This window comes from Stenotrophomonas sp. YJH_SMC_40, from assembly GCF_059368615.1.
In genome coordinates this window covers 336051-351991 of the sequence record NZ_JCAFRX010000006.1, presented here as the reverse complement: position 1 = coordinate 351991, position 15941 = coordinate 336051, and the positions used below count along the sequence as shown (strand labels likewise).

The following is a 15941-nucleotide window of genomic DNA, read 5'->3' as shown; positions in this document are numbered from 1 at the left end:
GCTCAGAGCTTCTCCAGCTGTGCGCGCGCCTGTGCCGCGCCACTGCCCTGCGGCTGCAAGGCCAGGTAGGTGGTGTAGGCCTGCTTGGCCTTGGCCTTGTCGCCGGCGTTGAAGTAGGCATCACCCAGGTTGAGATAGGCCACTGCACGCGAGGGGTCGATCTTCAGCGTGTTCTCCAGCCAGCGCGCCGCTTCGGCATAGCGCTGCTGGCGGTAGTAGACGAAGCCGAGGTTGTTGGCGGCCTGGGCGAAGTCCGGACGCAGCTTCAGTGCCTCGGTGAACTGCGCCACCGCCTCGTCGTACTGCTTCTCGCGGTACAGCTGCAGGCCGCGGTCATTGGCCTGCTGCGCGCGCTGGCGATCCGACGCCGGGCCCGCAGTGGGCACCACCAGCTTGGCCTTGCCGCCCTGCAGGTCGGCCACCGTCACCGGCGCCTGGCTGCCCTTGGCTTCGCTGGCGGCTTCAACCTTGTTGTTCAGTGCGATCGCATCGGCGGTCAACTGGCGCGTATCGGCATTGAGGAACTCCTGGCTGTCCGGCACCTGGAACACGAACTCGCCGCCCTGCGAACCGGGCAGGCTGCCGAAGGCCGGGGTCTGGTGTGAAACGGCTGAGACGGCCGGCGCAACGTAGGCGGCCAGTTCGGTACCGGTGATCAGCCCATCGCCGTTGAGGTCGCCCTTGCCGGCCAATGCCTGCAGCAGCACCCAGGTGAACACCGAGTGGCCGTTCGGACCGGCGTCGGCCACCTGCTGGTCGGCACCGCCGGCGGTCAGCATCTGCCGCGCGCTGCGCCGCGCGTTCTCGCGCAGGAACGACGACGACGATGGACCGCCACGGGTGAGGCCCAGGCCGCTGTAGCAGGCATCCATCACGAACATCACGTGCTTGGCCTGCATGCTCTCGGCGATGTTCTGGATGTCGGTCATCGCGATGGCGTCGGTAGCGAACTCCTTCGGGTCCGAATCGACCGGGATGATGTAGCCGAGGTCGCGCCCGGAGGCGAGCTGGCGGGTCGCGCCATGGCCGGCGAAGAACACGAACACGCGATCGTTCTTGCCAGTGCGGTCATCGGCCAGGCGGTCGTGGAAGGCAGCCAGGATGTTGTTGCGCGTGGCCTGCTCGTTCTTCAGCACGATCACCTGCGAGGACGGGAAGCCGAACTGCCCGGTCAGGGTATCGGCCACCGCCTGCGCATCGTGGCTGGCGTACTCCAGCTTCGGCCACTTGGCGTAGTTGTCGATGCCGACCACGATCGCCCAGGACTTCTCGTAGCCGGTGGTGACGGTGGCGGCACCGGTATCGCCCTTGCGCGCCCGGGCGACCGTGAAGTCGCGACCGTTCCAGCCAGCGAACTGGTAGCCATCGGCGATCAGCCGGTCGAGGATCTGCGGCAGCGCCTTCACCGCACGATCGTGAATGTCGTGGAACAGGATGATGCCGCGCTGTTCCTTGTTCACCTGGTCGAGCACGCGCTGGACGATCGATTCCGGCACCGGGTCGGCCCAGTCCATCGAGTCGATGTTCCACATGATCGACTTCAGCCCGGCTTCGTTGAGCAGCTGCAGGCCTTCGGCATTGCGTGCGCCATAGGGGAAGCGGAACAGCGGCGCGCGCTTGCTGTTGACATCCTTCAGCAGCGTGTCGGTGTCCAGCACCTGCTGGCGCAGCGCGTCACCGGTGGTGCGCGACAGCTGGGCGTGGGTCAGGCTGTGGTTGCCGACCGCATAGCCCTCTTCCATCAGGTTGCGGCTGATCCTGGCCATCGGGCCGAGGCTGACCTTGCCGTCGGCCTCGACCTTGCCCAGGTTGCGGCCCACTTCGAAGAACACGCCCGGCACGTCGTAGCGCTTGAGGATGGCCACCACTTCATCGGTGTAGGCCTTGTGCGGGCCATCGTCGAAGGTGAGCACAACGGTCTTGGCCGGCAGGTCGCGGCCGAAGATCTCGCGGTCGCTGTCCTTCATCGACATCGGGTACGGCTCGATCACGCCATAGTCGCGCAGGATCGCTTCGCGGCTGTAGTCCTTGTGCAGGTGGGCGATGTAGTCGTCCCACTTCTCACGCTTCAGTTCGATGGCGCGGGTGCGCTCGAAACGGCTGAAGATGCGGGTCAGTTCCTGGTTGTAGTTGCGCTCGATCTCATCAAGCGCCTCCAGGTCTTCACCGATGCGCTGGTGCAGCTTCACTGCCGGCAGCGACGAATCGGTGCCGACCCGTTCATGCAGGTCACGCAGCACTTCGCGGAAGGCCAGGCGGTCGGCGTCGAACAGTTCCGGCGCCGACTCGATGTAGTCCAGCACGGTGCCGAGGGTGGCGAAGCGCTGCGGACTGGAGCCGCGCAGCAGCGTGTCGAACTGCGCGGCGATGGCCGTGCGCTGTTCCAGGCCATCGTGGAACAGCTGCTGGCCCACGCGCGTGGAGGTACCGCGGTCGGCAGCCGACTGCTGTTCCTCGTCGGCCAGCAGCACGATGATGCGGCGGTAGCCGTCGAGCTGCTTCTGCAGCGCGGCCAGCAACGGTGCAGCGGCGGGATCGGCGGCGGCCGCGGCCTGCGCGCTGGGCTGGGTGACCGTGGTCGCCGGCGCCTTCGCGTCCTTGTCGCCACAGCCGGCAACGACCAGGGTCAACAACAGCGACGGCAGGAACAGGCGGAACGACGACGCACGCTGCATGGTGGACTCGAAGGTGGGAGGAACGGTGTGCCGGCGATTCTAACGCCGCATGCGAAAAGCCCGCCTTGCGGCGGGCTTCTCATCGACCGGGGCGGTAGTAGAGTCGACTGTTAGTCGACTGCTCTACTGCCAGTCGACTAACAGTCGACTCTACAGGTCGGGATTACTTCTTTTTGACCGGGGCCGGCGAGGTGGTGGCCGGGACCGGCTCACCGCCATGGCGCTTGGTCATCCACCACTGCTGCAGCAGGCCCAGGCCGCCATTGACCACCCAGTACAGGACCAGGCCGGACGGCATGAAGGCCATCATGACGCCGAACACCAGCGGCATGAACTGCATCATCTTCTGCTGCATCGGGTCCATGCCCGGTGCCGGGGTCAGCTTCTGGGTGAACCACATCACTGCCACGTTGATGACCGGCAGGATGAAGTACGGGTCGCGTGCGGTCAGGTCCTGGATCCAGCCGAACCAGGGCGCCTGGCGCAGTTCGACCGATTCGACCAGCACCCAGTACAGGGCGAAGAAGATCGGCATCTGGATGAGGATCGGCAGGCAGCCCCCCATCGGATTGATCTTTTCCTTCTTGTACAGCTCCATCATCGCGGTCTGGAACTTCTGGCGGTCGTCGCCATAGCGTTCCTTCAACTGCGCGATGCGCGGCTGGAAGCGGCGCATCTTGGCGCCGCTCTTGTATTGGGTTGCCGACAGCGGGTACAGCACCAGCTTCAGCAGCACCACCAGGCCGACGATCGCCCAGCCCCAGTTGCCGACCAGCTTGTGCACCTGGTTCAGCACCCAGAACAGGCCCTGGCCGATCACCGCCATCATCGAGAAGCGGCTGTAGTCGACCACGCGGTCCAGGCCCGGCACGTCTTCCTTGGCGATCAGGTTGACCAGCTTCGGGCCGACCCACAGGCGGGCTTCGGTGCTGGTGGACTGGCCCGGGGCCACGGTGAAGGCCGGGCCACGCGCTTCGATCAGGTCACGACCAGCCACCTGCGACAGCACGTAGTGTGCGGTCTGGTCCTTCTGCGGGATCCAGGCGGTGAAGAAGTGGTGCTGCAGCATCGCCAGCCAGCCGCCGGTGATGTTCTGGTTCAGCGTGCCGTCTTCCAGGTAGTCCTTGAACGCACGACGCTGGTACTTCTTGTCGTTGTCGTACCAGGTGGCACCGTTGAAGCTGAAGGAATCGGGGTTGGTCATGCTCCGCGACAGGATGGTCGGGGTGCGGTCCAGGGTGCGGTAGACGTAGCCGTTCCACGGCGCGGCGCCAGCGTTGCTGACTTCGTCCTTGAAGCGCACGGCGTACTCGTTGCGCGAGACGGTCAGGGTGCGCTTGATGGTCACGCCGTTGTCGGCGGTCCACACGAACGGGATCTGCAGCTCGTTCTGGCCCTTGGCCAGCACGAAGTCCTTGGTGTCACCCACCAGCTTGAAGCCGTCGGCGCCGGGGACCGGGGTGTTCTTGTCTTCGCTGGCCCAGCCACTGATCGCGCTGTACGGGTGCGCGGGGTCTTCGGTCAGCAGGCGGACCGGCGGGCTGCCTTCGTCCTTGGTCTGCGGGAACTGCAGCAGCTCGGCGTCGAGCACGCGGCCGCCGTCGAGCACCAGGCGCAGCACGTCGGTGGTGACGGTCACGCGCTGGCTGGCCGGGGTAGCGCTGGCCTGGGCCTGTGCGGCGGCCTGGCTGGTGGCGCCCGGCACCTGGGCGCTGGGGATGGCGCCGGGGTTCGCGCCCGGAACACTCTGTGCGGCGGCCGGGGCCGACGTGGTGGTTGGTGCCGGGGTCGGAGCAGCCTTTTCACGGCTCCACTCCATCCACAGCAGCACGGCCACCATCAGCCAGGCAAAAATGAGGAATACGCGGGTCTGGTTCATCAGCGGACAGGCTCGGCGGGGCCGGGACGCGATGCCGGCTCGGTCAAAGAAGGAGTTGCGATGCCATCAGGCGGCGGCATTGTGCCGTCCACGCCCGGCGTGGGCAATGCACGCAGGCGACGCAGCAGGCGCAGGAAGGCCTGGCGGATCTCGTCGTTGCTGGCGGAACGCGCAGCACTACGAGCCACGACGACAAAGTCGCCTGGCTGGATGTCGGTACGTGTCTGACGCAGGATGTCGCGCAGGACGCGCTTGATCCGGTTACGCCCGACGGCGTTCGGATCAACCTTGCGGGAAACCGCCAGACCCAGCCTGGCCGGCCGGTCAGCCGGCAGCCAGTGCAGGGTCATCAGCGGATCGGACACACGGCGGGCGCCGTTGAAGACCGTTGAGTATTCGGCACGCGTGCGAACCCGCGCAGAGCGAGGGAATCGCTTGCGCGGGTCTGCAGTATTCACTGTCGAAGGGATTGCGTCTGCCGCGGGGTGCGGCATGGCAATCAGGCGCTCAGGACTTTGCGGCCCTTGGCGCGGCGACGCGACAGGATCTTGCGGCCGTCAGCGGTCTTCATACGGGCACGGAAGCCGTGGTCGCGCTTACGCTTGAGGTTGCTGGGCTGGTAGGTGCGCTTCGTGGCCATTGGGGGCCTCTCGTATGAATGGGACGGAAAGAACCGGAAATTCTAGAGAGGTACCCTGCCCCAAGTCAACCCCTGGCAGCTACGCGAATTCACCGGGCTGTGCAATAGCTGTGGATGTTTTTGTGAATAAGTAGGGGACAAGCATTCCGAAGGCGGGCGCTCGGTGGTAGTCTGAGCCATCCATTTCCCCCCTTTCAGGCCTGTGTTTGGGCGCCTTGTCGCGTCCATGCCCCGGCCACCGGACGATTATTGCTGATGGATGCTTGGTCCCGTAGTCTCGAGCGCCTCGAAGCGGAGTTCCCGCCGGAAGACGTTCATACCTGGCTGAAGCCACTGCAGGCCGATCTGCGCGTGGACAGCCTGGTGCTGTATGCACCGAATGCCTTCATCGTCGACCAGGTCCGCGAGCTGTACCTGGCCCGGATCCGCGAACTGCTGGCGCACTTCGCCGGTTTCAGCGACGTTTTTCTTGAAATCGGCTCGCGCCCGCGCCCTGTGGAGGCGCAGAACGCGCCGGTTTCCACGCCGTCGGCGCATGTGTCCAGCGAACCGCAGGTGCCGTTCGCCGGCAACCTGGACAACCACTACACGTTCGCCAACTTCGTCGAAGGCCGCAGCAACCAGTTGGGCCTGGCCGCCGCCTTCCAGGCGGCGCAGAAGCCGGGCGACCGCGCGCACAACCCGCTGCTGCTGTACGGGGGCACCGGCCTGGGCAAGACCCACCTGATGTTCGCCGCCGGCAACGCCATGCGCCAGGCCAATCCGGGCGCGAAGGTGCTGTACCTGCGTTCGGAACAGTTCTTCAGCGCGATGATCCGGGCCCTGCAGGAAAAGACCATGGATCAGTTCAAGCGCCAGTTCCAGCAGGTGGATGCGCTGCTGATCGATGACATCCAGTTCTTCGCCGGCAAGGACCGCACCCAGGAAGAGTTCTTCCACACCTTCAACGCGTTGTTCGATGGCAAGCAGCAGATCATCCTGACCTGCGACCGCTATCCGCGCGAAGTCGAGGGCCTGGAAGCGCGCCTGAAGTCGCGGCTTGCCTGGGGCCTGTCGGTCGCGATCGAACCGCCGGACTTCGAGACCCGCGCCGCGATCGTGCTGGCCAAGGCACGCGAACGCGGTGCCGAGATTCCCGATGATGTTGCGTTCCTGATCGCCAAGAAGATGCGCTCCAACGTGCGCGACCTCGAAGGCGCGCTCAATACCCTGACCGCCCGCGCCAATTTCACCGGCCGCGCGATCACCACCGAATTCGCCCAGGAAACCCTGCGCGACCTGCTGCGCGCCCAGCAGCAGGCGATCAGCATTCCCAACATCCAGAAAACCGTTGCCGACTACTACGGCCTGCAGATCAAGGATCTGCTGTCGAAGCGTCGGACCCGCTCGCTGGCACGCCCGCGCCAGGTCGCCATGGCCCTGACCAAGGAACTGACCGAGCACAGCCTGCCCGAGATCGGCGATGCCTTTGCCGGTCGCGATCACACCACGGTGCTGCATGCCTGCCGCCAGATCCGGACCCTGATGGAAACCGACGGCAAGCTCCGCGAGGACTGGGACAAGCTGATCCGGAAGCTGAGCGAATGATGCACGGATGCCGATGAGGCGTCATCGCACAAAACGGTGCAGAATCCGGTAGCAAGCGCGGGACACGTTGTGGATAAAAATGGCGTTTGAAATCGCGTCGGTTTTATCCACAGCTTTCCCCACCCCCTGGGGGTCGGTAATACAGAGGGTTTCGATGCCTGAAATCCTTTTATTTACAAAGACTTAGCGTTGTTTTCCAGCGATTCTGTCTCTACCAGCACCACCAAGCTTTTGATTTATTCCACATTTTTTAAAGCATAGGGGCACGGAACCACATGCGTTTCACACTGCAGCGCGAAGCCTTTCTCAAGCCGTTGGCACAGGTCGTCAACGTGGTCGAACGCCGCCAGACCCTTCCGGTTCTGGCCAATTTCCTGGTCCAGGTGCAGAACGGCCAGCTGTCGCTGACCGGTACCGACCTGGAAGTGGAGATGGTGTCGCGGATCGCGGTTGAAGACGCCCAGGACGGCGAAACCACCATTCCCGCCCGCAAGCTGTTCGAGATCATCCGCGCCCTGCCCGACGGCAGCCGGATTACCGTCTCGCAGACCGGTGACAAGATCACCGTGCAGGCCGGCCGCAGCCGCTTCACCCTGGCCACCCTGCCCTCCAACGACTTCCCGTCGGTGGACGAAGTGGAAGCCACCGAGCGCGTGGCCATCGGCGAAGCAACCCTGAAGGAACTGATCGAGCGCACTGCGTTTGCGATGGCCCAGCAGGACGTGCGCTACTACCTCAACGGCCTGCTGTTCGACCTGCGCGGCGATGCGCTGCGCACGGTCGCCACCGACGGCCATCGCCTGGCCCTGTGTGAAACCGATCTGGCCAAGCCCAGCGGTTCCAAGCGCCAGATCATCGTGCCGCGCAAGGGCGTGACCGAACTGCAGCGCCTGCTGGAGAGCGGCGATCGCGAGATCGAACTGGAAGTCGGCCGCAGCCACGTGCGCGTCAAGCGCGACGATGTCACCTTCACCTCGAAGCTGATCGACGGTCGTTTCCCGGATTACGAAGCGGTGATTCCGATCGGTGCCGACCGCGAAGTGAAGGTTGATCGTGAAGCACTGCGTGCCTCGCTGCAGCGCGCCGCGATCCTGTCCAACGAGAAGTACCGCGGCATCCGCGTGGAAGTCTCGCCGGGCAACCTGAAGATCAGCGCGCACAATCCGGAACAGGAAGAAGCCCAGGAAGAGATCGAAGCCGACACCACGGTCAGTGATCTGGCCATTGGCTTCAACGTGAACTACCTGCTGGACGCCCTCTCCGCGCTGCGCGATGAGGAGGTCATCATCCAGCTGCGCGATTCCAACTCTTCTGCGCTGGTTCGTGAATCCAGCAGCGAGAAGTCGCGTCACGTGGTGATGCCGCTGCGTCTCTGACAGCAGCCTGTTCCACGTGGAACCGAAGGACGCCCGGGATCTCCCCGGGCGTTTTTTTTTGCAGGTTCCACGTGGAGCATCGGAGTTCGCGGAATCTCCAGGTCTGGACGAATGTCTTGCTCGAGATTGCTGCTTGCCGATTGTTCTTGGTTGCCCCTCCGATGCAATCGGCCCTGCGCGGTAGGAATCCAGGTTGCTGACCTGGGCGCTGCCCAGCCAACTTCGATCGAGTACGCAGTTCCGGGTCTTCAGCCTGATTGCAGGTGACCCAATCTGGTCGGATGGATGAAGCGGATCGCATCCGCTATCGCAGTGGTTGCTTCATCTGCAGACGTCACTGTCCACAGGCGTGGTTGGGGCCGGATCAGAGCTGGCCTAGCTTCTAAATCTGGGTATAAATCTAAAGCCTGGTGGTGATGGTAGGCCCAGATTTCGTGGAAAAATGCATTATCCAATTGATTTTTAAGATATTTATGCAGCTGAAACCCCCTGTATAGAGGCCCCTCAGGCTGGGGGGGAACCTGTGGATAGTTTCGCAGGTCGGGCAAAAGGGCTTTTTTATCCACAGTTTGCCCATACCTTGTGTATAAGTCATACAGTCCCGCTGTGGACAGCGTGAAACGAACGGGCTGAATTCTTTGAAATCTGTGGAACCCTCCACGGCATCGCATCGTAGATTTCAAGAAATCCGCGCGGTGTTCGCGCAACCCACCGTCGGGGGCACCTGGCGATGCTCGCGGAATGAGGCTGAAATCGCTGAAATCTGCAGGCCTGTACCCTGCGCCGCCGCTCAGAATTCAAGGATTCCCGGGCATATCCAGACCCAGGCGAGCCCAGATGAGGGAGCGCCACCACGTGGAACACGCGTAGGGTTGCCAGGCGGAGGCTTCAGCACAGTGGCGATGTCTGGCGCGCCACGGCTGGCTTGACCGATGCAGTAAGCTGATGGATTCCCTGCCCCACTACCGCCTCGTGCGGATGGTCTTTCGCGCCCCATGCTTATCCGCCGCCTCGCCCTGCACCAACTGCGTCGCTTCAGCGCGGTGGACCTGTCGCCCAAGCCTGGATTGAACCTGCTGACCGGCGACAACGGTGCCGGCAAGACCAGCGTGCTCGAAGCCCTGCACCTGATGGCCTACGGGCGCAGCTTCCGTGGCCGGGTCCGCGACGGTCTGGTGCGCCAGGGCCAGGAAGCGCTGGAAATCTTCGTGGAATGGGACGAACAGCGTGCCGATCACCCGCCGCACCGCCGAAAGGCCGGGCTGCGCCACAGTGGCCAGGACTGGAAGGGGCGATTGGACGGCGAAGATGTCGCGCAGCTGGGCAATCTCTGCGCAGCGCTGGCCGTGGTGACGTTCGAGCCGGGGAGCCATGCACTGGTCAGTGGGGGGGGCGAACCTCGCCGTCGCTTCCTCGATTGGGGCTTGTTCCACGTGGAACCGGATTTTCTCTCCCTGTGGCGCCGCTATTCCCGGGCGCTGAAGCAGCGCAATGCTCTGCTCAAGCAGGGCGGGCCGTCGCGGATGCTCGATACCTGGGATCACGAGCTGGCCGAGGCCGGGGAACCGCTGACCAGCCGCCGTCAGCACTACCTGGAGCGTCTGCAGCAGCGCACGGTGGCCTTGGCCGCCAGCCTGGCTCCGCAACTCGGCATCCAGGGTCTGGAACTGAGCCCAGGTTGGCGGCGGCATGAGCTTCCCTTGGCCGATGCCCTGTTTCTGGCCCGGGAACGCGACCGGCAGGCCGGCTATACCTCGGTCGGCCCACACCGGGCAGACTGGAGTGTGGATTTCCACAGCATTCCGGGGCGTGATGCGTTGTCCCGTGGTCAGGCCAAGCTGACGGCATTGGCCTGCCTGATGGCGCAGGCCGAGGACTATGCGGAACAGCGCGGCGAATGGCCGGTGATCGCGCTGGACGATCTGGCCTCGGAGCTGGATCGCACCCATCAGGCGCGGGTGCTGGAGCGCCTGCTCAATGGGCCGGCACAGATCTTCATCACCGCTACCGAAACCCCGGCGGCGCTGCTGGACCTGACCCACATCGCCCGGTTCCACGTGGAACATGCACAGATCGTGGCTGTGCCATAGTGGGCACACCAGGGCCGCTCGACCCCGGCTGGTATAATTCGGGTTGGAATCCTTTCATTCTCGGCACATCGCTCCAAGCGGTGGCCGACCTGCGGAGCCTACGGCAAGCGCAATGAGCGACGAACAGAACACCCCGGCAAACAACGGCAATTACGACGCCAACAGCATTACCGCCCTGGAAGGCCTGGAGGCTGTCCGCAAGCGTCCCGGCATGTACATCGGTGACGTGCATGACGGCACCGGTCTGCACCACATGGTGTTCGAGGTCGTCGACAACTCGATCGACGAAGCGCTGGCCGGCCACGCCGACCACGTTGCGGTGACGATCCACGCCGACGGTTCGGTCTCGGTGTCCGACAACGGCCGTGGTATCCCGACTGGCAAGCACGAGCAGATGAGTGCCAAGCTCGGTCGCGAAGTGTCTGCAGCCGAAGTCGTCATGACCGTCCTGCACGCAGGCGGCAAGTTCGACGACAACAGCTACAAGGTTTCGGGCGGCCTGCACGGCGTCGGCGTCAGCGTGGTCAACGCGCTGTCGCAGAAGCTGCTGGTGGACGTGTTCCAGAACGGCTTCCACTACCAGCAGGAATTCAGCAACGGCGCCGCAGTGACCGCGCTGGCCAAGCTGGAAACCACCACCAAGCGCGGCACTACCGTGCGCTTCTGGCCGTCCACCGTCGCCTTCCACGACAACGTGGAGTTCCACTACGACATCCTGGCCCGCCGCCTGCGCGAACTGTCGTTCCTGAACTCCGGCGTCAAGATCGTCCTTGCCGACGAGCGTGGCGACGGCCGTCGCGATGACTTCCACTACGAGGGTGGCATCCGCAGCTTCGTGGAGCATCTGGCCCAGCTGAAGACGCCGCTGCACCCGAACGTCATTTCAGTCACCGGCGAGCACAACGGCATCGTCGTGGATGTGGCGCTGCAGTGGACCGACTCCTATCAGGAGACGATGTACTGCTTCACCAACAACATTCCGCAGAAGGACGGCGGTACCCACCTGGCCGGTTTCCGCGGTGCGCTGACCCGTGTGCTCAACAACTACATCGAGCAGAACGGCATCGCCAAGCAGGCCAAGATCAACCTGACCGGCGACGACATGCGAGAAGGCATGATCGCGGTGCTGTCGGTGAAGGTGCCGGACCCGAGCTTCTCCAGCCAGACCAAGGAAAAGCTGGTCAGCTCCGACGTGCGTCCGGCGGTGGAAAACGCCTTCGGTGCGCGCCTGGAAGAGTTCCTGCAGGAGAACCCGAACGAAGCCAAGGCGATCGCCGGCAAGATCGTCGACGCCGCGCGCGCACGTGAAGCGGCGCGAAAGGCCCGCGACCTGACCCGCCGCAAGGGCGCGCTGGATATCGCCGGCCTGCCGGGCAAGCTGGCCGACTGCCAGGAAAAGGATCCGGCGCTGTCCGAACTGTTCATCGTCGAGGGTGACTCGGCAGGTGGCTCGGCCAAGCAGGGCCGCAACCGCAAGAACCAGGCGGTGCTGCCGCTGCGCGGCAAGATCCTCAACGTGGAACGCGCGCGCTTCGACCGCATGCTGTCCTCCGACCAGGTCGGCACGCTGATCACGGCGCTGGGCACCGGCATCGGCCGAGACGAGTACAACCCGGACAAGCTGCGTTACCACAAGATCATCATCATGACCGACGCCGACGTCGACGGCGCCCACATCCGCACCCTGCTGCTGACGTTCTTCTACCGTCAGATGCCGGAGCTGATCGAGCGCGGTTACGTCTACATCGGCCTGCCGCCGCTGTACAAGATCAAGCAGGGCAAGCAGGAGCTGTACCTGAAGGACGACCCGGCGCTGGACAGCTACCTGGCCAGCAGCGCGGTGGAAAACGCTGCGCTGGTGCCGGCCACCGGCGAGCCCGGCATCGAAGGCCTTGCGCTGGAAAAGCTGCTGCTGGCCTACGCGGCCGCGCTGGATTCGATCGAGCGCAACGCACATCGCTACGACCGCAACCTGCTTGAAGCGCTGGTCGATTTCGTACCGATGGACCTGGAAAGCCTGCGCGCTGCCGGCGAAGGCGAGGGCCTGGATGCACTGGCCAAGCGCCTCAACCAGGGCAGCCTGGGCAGCCCGCGTTTCACGCTGGAACTGCAGGAAGCCAACGACGAGCGCCCGGCCGCTGTGCTGGTGACCCGTCGCCACATGGGCGAACAGCACATCCAGGTGCTGCCGATGTCGGCCTTCGAAAGCGGCGAACTGCGCGCGATCCACCAGGCATCGAAGCTGCTGCACGGTCTGGTCCGCGAAGGCGCGACCATTTCCCGCGGCGCCAAGTCGATCGAAGTCGACAGCTTTGCCAAGGCACAGAACTGGCTGCTCGAGGAGGCCAAGCGCGGCCGCCAGATCCAGCGATTCAAGGGTCTGGGTGAAATGAATCCGGAGCAGCTGTGGGACACCACGGTGAATCCGGAAACCCGCCGACTGCTGCAGGTGCGTATCGAGGACGCTGTCGCAGCCGACCAGATCTTCAGCACCCTGATGGGCGATGTCGTCGAACCGCGTCGCGATTTCATCGAAGACAACGCGCTGAAGGTCGCAAACCTGGATATCTGACACAATCGGGACACGGCCGGCGCGCGGGGAGGCGCGCCGGCCTTCGACTCTTGAACACAGGTACCTGATGTCAGCATCCGCCCCGGTCTCCGCTCCGCCCCCGGTTCCGCCGGCTTCTGCCGCGCCGCGTGCCGTTTCGCCGTTGGCGGGGTTCTTCATCGACCTGGGCATCGCCGCTGTCACCCTGTTCGGCCTGAGCCTGGTCAGCGGCCTGCTGTGGGGCCTGTACCGTGGCGTGGTGGTTGGTTACGCGAACGCGCAGGCTGGCGCTGGCGCACCCGACGCCAGTTCGGTCGCGGCGTCACTGGGCCAGCCCGGCGCGCTTGCGCAGATTCTCATGGCACTGTTCGCCACCGGTGGCGCCGCGTTGCTGCTGTACTTCTGGCGACGGCCGGCCAACGCCGCCGAGCGCCACGCCTCGCGCCAGGCGCTGCGCCGCCCCTCCACCTGGGGCTGGACCCTGCTGGTGGCGACCCTGATCGTGCTCGGCAGCAACGGCATCGCCTTCCTGGCCAAGCAGGTCGGCGTCGAGCCGGTCCCCACCAATCTGGCGCTGATGCAGAGCGCGATCGCACGTTTCCCGTTGTTCCTGGTGCTGTTCGCGGTGGTCCTGGCGCCGGCCTACGAGGAACTGCTGTTCCGCCGCGTGCTGTTTGGCCGCCTGTGGCAGGCCGGGCGGCCTGGGTTGGGCGTGGTACTGAGCAGCCTCGCATTTGCCCTGATCCATGAGATCCCTGGCACGAGTGCCAATGGCCCGGCCGAAATCGCACAGCTGTGGCTGGTCTATGGTGGCATGGGGGCCGCGTTCTGCTGGCTCTACCGGCGCACCGGCACGTTGTGGGCGGCGATCACCGCCCATGCGCTGAACAATGCGGTCGCCCTTGCGGCGATGGTGTTCCTGGGGTCAACGTAACGCCGCGTCCGCTTGACGAAAGATTAAGCCGCTACGCTACACACTCCGCATATGAACACGGGGGAGTTTCCATGAAACAACTGCTGCTGGCCCTTGTCATCACCACCCTGGTCAGCGCCTGCGCGACCACCACCTCCCCTACCGGTCGCCGGCAGATGGTGGGCGGCGTCTCGCAGGCGCAGCTGGACCAGCTCGGCGCACAGGCGTTCGCCGAAACCAAGCAGAAGGAAAAGATCAGCACCGACGGCCGCCAGAACGGTTACGTGCAGTGCGTGGTCAACGCCCTGGTCGCGCAGCTGCCAGCTCAATACCGTGGCGTACGGTGGGAGACGGCGGTATTCGTCGACAAGGAGCCCAACGCCTTCGCCCTGCCCGGCGGCAAGGTCGGCGTGAACACCGGCATCTTCACCGTGGCCAAGAACCAGGATCAGCTGGCTGCCGTGATCGGCCATGAAATCGGCCATGTCATCGCCCGCCACCACGAAGAGCGCATCACCCGCCAGATGGGTGCGCAGACCGGGCTGGCCGTGCTCGGCGCGCTGGCTGGTGCAGCCTACGGCGAAGGTGCTGCCAGCACCGTCAACCAGCTCGGCGGCATGGGCGCGCAGACTGCCTTCCTGCTGCCGGGCTCGCGGACGCAGGAAAGCGAGGCTGACGTGATCGGCCAGCGGCTGATGGCCCAGGCCGGATTCAATCCGGCGCAGGCGGTCGACTTGTGGCAGAACATGATGGCCGCCAGCGGCGGTCGCAGCCCGCAATGGCTGTCCACCCACCCGGATCCGGCCAACCGGATCCAGGAACTGCGACGTGATGCCCCGGGCCTGACGCCGGTCTATCAGCAGGCGCAGGCGGCCGGGCTACGGCCAAAGTGCGGATGAGTGCGCAGTTCTATGCTGTATTGCAGCACATAAAACGATTTCTCACGCCATCTGTTTCTGATACGTTTGGCGGCTCAGATTTTTCTGACAGTCCGACTTTGCCGCTAACCGGCGGTTCGATCGAGGTGAACGATGATTTTCCGTAACCACAAAGCTGTGCTTTCCGTCCTCGTCGCGACCGCCCTGACCGGCGCCGTGGTCACCGATGCCTTCGCGCAGTCCTCGCGTTCCTCCGAGCGCGGCAACCGTGGCGGCAAGCAGGCCAAGGCCGAGGCGCTGTACCCGAACGCGACCCGCCAGGAGCCGACGGTCAAGGCTTCGGCCAAGATGGGCAGCAAGCTGCAGAAAATGATCGACAGCTACAACAAGGAAAAGTTCCCGGAAACCCGCACCCAGGCCGACGCCATCCTGGCTGACAGCGCCGCGAACGAGTACGACAAGTCGCTGGCCGCGCAGCTGGCCTCGCAGGCTGCCTACCAGACCGATGACGCCCCGGCTGCCATCGCCTACCTGAAGCAGGTCCTGCAGTTCAACGGCCTGGACAACAACGGCCACTTCCAGTCGATGCTGATGCTGGGCCAGTTGCAGCTGCAGGAAGACCAGACAGCCGAAGGCCTGGCAACCCTCGACAAGTACTTCGCCGAGAGCAAGTCGACCAAGCCGGAAGAACTGATCGCCAAGGGCCAGGCGCTGTACCAGCTGGAGCGCTACCAGGAAGCGATTCCGGTGCTGAAGCAGGCCATCGCCGGCTCCGCCGAACCGAAGGACAACTGGAACCAGCTGCTGATGGCGGCGCTGTCCGAAGCAGGCCAGTCCGGCGAAGCGGTCAAGGAAGCCGAGGCGCTGGCCGCCAAGAACCCGAACGACAAGAAGGCCCAGCTGAACCTGGCCAGCATGTACATGCAGGCCGACCAGATGGACAAGGCGGCCGCGGTGATGGACAAGCTGCGCAGCAGCGGCCAGCTCACCGAAGAGCGCGAGTACAAGCAGCTGTACTCCATCTATGCCAACACCGACAAAAAGGAAAAGGACGTCATCGCGGTCATCAACGAAGGGTTGCAGAAGGGCATCCTGAAGCCGGACTACCAGGTTTACCTGGCGCTGGCCCAGTCCTACTACTACTCCGACCAGGTGCCGCAGGCGATCGATGCGTGGCAGAAGGCTGCCCCGCTGTCCAAGGACGGTGAGACCTACCTGAACCTGGCACGCGTCCTGCATGCCGAAGGTCGCATCCCGGAGGCCAAGCAGGCCGCCCAGCAGGCGCTGGCGAAGGGTGTGAAGAACCAGGCTGATGCCAAGAAAATCATCAACCTGAAGTAAGTAGGAATAAC

General features: G+C 64.4%; 11 protein-coding genes. 7 read left to right on the top strand and 4 right to left on the bottom strand.

Annotated elements, in window-relative coordinates; all coding sequences use genetic code 11:
* Nucleotides 1–2: 2 nt before the first annotated feature.
* From AC5P6X_RS14065 to rpmH, 4 genes are all read right to left on the bottom strand, one after another.
* A complete protein-coding gene (locus AC5P6X_RS14065) occupies nucleotides 3–2675 on the bottom strand; it encodes a polysaccharide deacetylase family protein (protein WP_088435816.1) in 2673 nt (890 codons plus the stop codon).
* A 163-nt stretch (nucleotides 2676–2838) separates the two neighbouring features.
* On the bottom strand, nucleotides 2839–4554 hold the full coding sequence (gene yidC, locus AC5P6X_RS14060; protein ID WP_329755811.1) for a membrane protein insertase YidC: 1716 nt from the start codon (nucleotides 4552–4554) through the stop codon (nucleotides 2839–2841).
* Nucleotides 4554–5048, bottom strand: coding sequence for a ribonuclease P protein component (rnpA, locus tag AC5P6X_RS14055; RefSeq protein ID WP_005411728.1), 495 nt, complete (start codon nucleotides 5046–5048; stop codon nucleotides 4554–4556). The genes yidC and rnpA overlap by 1 nt, the downstream gene beginning before the upstream one ends.
* A 5-nt stretch (nucleotides 5049–5053) precedes the next feature.
* The gene (gene rpmH / locus AC5P6X_RS14050; protein WP_005411729.1) at nucleotides 5054–5194 is read right to left on the bottom strand and encodes a 50S ribosomal protein L34; all 141 of its coding nucleotides are present in this window, start codon (nucleotides 5192–5194) and stop codon (nucleotides 5054–5056) included.
* Between the two features lie 255 nt (nucleotides 5195–5449).
* Between rpmH and dnaA the strand changes: the two genes are divergently transcribed.
* The 7 genes from dnaA to AC5P6X_RS14015 all read left to right on the top strand — a co-directional run bounded on the left by dnaA (nucleotide 5450) and on the right by AC5P6X_RS14015 (nucleotide 15930).
* Nucleotides 5450–6781 carry a chromosomal replication initiator protein DnaA gene (dnaA, locus tag AC5P6X_RS14045; RefSeq protein WP_005411730.1) on the top strand — a complete coding sequence of 444 codons (1332 nt, stop codon included), beginning with the start codon at nucleotides 5450–5452 and terminating at the stop codon, nucleotides 6779–6781.
* Nucleotides 6782–7056: 275 nt separating this feature from the next.
* On the top strand, nucleotides 7057–8157 hold the full coding sequence (dnaN, locus tag AC5P6X_RS14040; protein ID WP_005411731.1) for a DNA polymerase III subunit beta: 1101 nt from the start codon (nucleotides 7057–7059) through the stop codon (nucleotides 8155–8157).
* A gap of 995 nt (nucleotides 8158–9152) precedes the next feature.
* On the top strand, nucleotides 9153–10247 hold the full coding sequence (gene recF / locus AC5P6X_RS14035; protein WP_329755812.1) for a DNA replication/repair protein RecF: 1095 nt from the start codon (nucleotides 9153–9155) through the stop codon (nucleotides 10245–10247).
* Nucleotides 10248–10359: 112 nt separating this feature from the next.
* Nucleotides 10360–12819, top strand: a complete 2460-nt coding sequence (gene gyrB / locus AC5P6X_RS14030; protein WP_005411733.1) for a DNA topoisomerase (ATP-hydrolyzing) subunit B — start codon at nucleotides 10360–10362, stop codon at nucleotides 12817–12819.
* A 67-nt stretch (nucleotides 12820–12886) separates the two neighbouring features.
* Nucleotides 12887–13732: a CPBP family intramembrane glutamic endopeptidase gene (locus AC5P6X_RS14025; RefSeq protein ID WP_033833516.1), complete on the top strand. Its 846-nt coding sequence runs from the start codon at nucleotides 12887–12889 to the stop codon at nucleotides 13730–13732.
* A 71-nt stretch (nucleotides 13733–13803) separates the two neighbouring features.
* Nucleotides 13804–14610, top strand: a complete 807-nt coding sequence (locus AC5P6X_RS14020; RefSeq protein WP_005411735.1) for a M48 family metallopeptidase — start codon at nucleotides 13804–13806, stop codon at nucleotides 14608–14610.
* Between the two features lie 132 nt (nucleotides 14611–14742).
* Nucleotides 14743–15930 carry a tetratricopeptide repeat protein gene (locus AC5P6X_RS14015; RefSeq protein WP_005411736.1) on the top strand — a complete coding sequence of 396 codons (1188 nt, stop codon included), beginning with the start codon at nucleotides 14743–14745 and terminating at the stop codon, nucleotides 15928–15930.
* The last annotated feature ends 11 nt before the right edge of the window (nucleotides 15931–15941 follow it).

Coding starts and splice junctions, on each gene's coding strand:
- AC5P6X_RS14065 (WP_088435816.1), bottom strand. CDS start 2,675: ATGCAGCGTGCGTCGTCGTTCCGCCTGTTCCTGCCGTCGCTGTTGTTG.
- yidC (WP_329755811.1), bottom strand. CDS start 4,554: ATGAACCAGACCCGCGTATTCCTCATTTTTGCCTGGCTGATGGTGGCC.
- rnpA (WP_005411728.1), bottom strand. CDS start 5,048: ATGCCGCACCCCGCGGCAGACGCAATCCCTTCGACAGTGAATACTGCA.
- rpmH (WP_005411729.1), bottom strand. CDS start 5,194: ATGGCCACGAAGCGCACCTACCAGCCCAGCAACCTCAAGCGTAAGCGC.
- dnaA (WP_005411730.1), top strand. CDS start 5,450: ATGGATGCTTGGTCCCGTAGTCTCGAGCGCCTCGAAGCGGAGTTCCCG.
- dnaN (WP_005411731.1), top strand. CDS start 7,057: ATGCGTTTCACACTGCAGCGCGAAGCCTTTCTCAAGCCGTTGGCACAG.
- recF (WP_329755812.1), top strand. CDS start 9,153: ATGCTTATCCGCCGCCTCGCCCTGCACCAACTGCGTCGCTTCAGCGCG.
- gyrB (WP_005411733.1), top strand. CDS start 10,360: ATGAGCGACGAACAGAACACCCCGGCAAACAACGGCAATTACGACGCC.
- AC5P6X_RS14025 (WP_033833516.1), top strand. CDS start 12,887: ATGTCAGCATCCGCCCCGGTCTCCGCTCCGCCCCCGGTTCCGCCGGCT.
- AC5P6X_RS14020 (WP_005411735.1), top strand. CDS start 13,804: ATGAAACAACTGCTGCTGGCCCTTGTCATCACCACCCTGGTCAGCGCC.
- AC5P6X_RS14015 (WP_005411736.1), top strand. CDS start 14,743: ATGATTTTCCGTAACCACAAAGCTGTGCTTTCCGTCCTCGTCGCGACC.